The sequence below is a fragment of the Vibrio sp. 1078-1 genome (assembly GCF_033340475.1).
Genome location: NZ_JAWOWM010000505.1, coordinates 1 through 632, shown reverse-complemented (window position 1 = coordinate 632; position 632 = coordinate 1). Strand labels below are relative to the sequence as shown.

Below are 632 nucleotides of genomic sequence, written 5' to 3'. Positions count from 1 at the left end.
CACAGTGGTGGCCAGCAAGATCAGACAGTACCAGCCCAAGCATCTTGTGATTGATCCCGTCATGGTCGCCACCAGCGGCGATTTGCTACTTGAGCAATCAGCAATCAGCACGTTAAAAGAAGAGCTAATTCCACTGGCAGACATCATCACTCCTAACCTGCCAGAGGGTGCCGCACTGACAGGTAAGCCTGTACCTCAATCTGAGGCAGAAATGAGTGACATGATTGACGACCTTCGTGCGCTTGGTGCCAAAGCCATTCTGCTCAAAGGCGGTCACCTTGAAGAAGATGAAAACAGCAACGATCTGCTGATCATGCAAAACAGTGCAGAGTTAATCAGCGCCAAGCGTTTCCCAACCCAAAACACCCACGGTACGGGCTGTACACTGTCTTCCGCTATTGCGTCTTACCTTGGTCAAGGCAACAACCTGCACAAAGCCGTGCATTTAGGAAAACAGTACATCAGCCAAGCAATCGCTCATGCGGATGAGTTGGAAGTGGGGAAAGGTCACGGACCAGTACATCACTTCTTTGCGGGTCATACCTATGTTCGCTAACGCGATTGGTATTCAGCTTTCCGACGCCAGTTTGCAATACAAAGATAGCCAAACACCGACTTTAGCGAAAGTGAAC

The 632-nt window shown here is 50.0% G+C and carries 1 protein-coding gene and 1 pseudogene; both read left to right on the top strand.

What is annotated here, in order from left to right:
- The coding region (locus R7190_RS28455; protein ID WP_318138004.1) for a PfkB family carbohydrate kinase at positions 1 to 556 on the top strand (556 nt) is incomplete at its 5' end.
- Positions 546 to 632 (top strand): annotated as a pseudogene (locus tag R7190_RS28450) (ABC transporter ATP-binding protein); the annotation flags it as partial. The gene R7190_RS28455 and the pseudogene R7190_RS28450, both read left to right, overlap by 11 nt.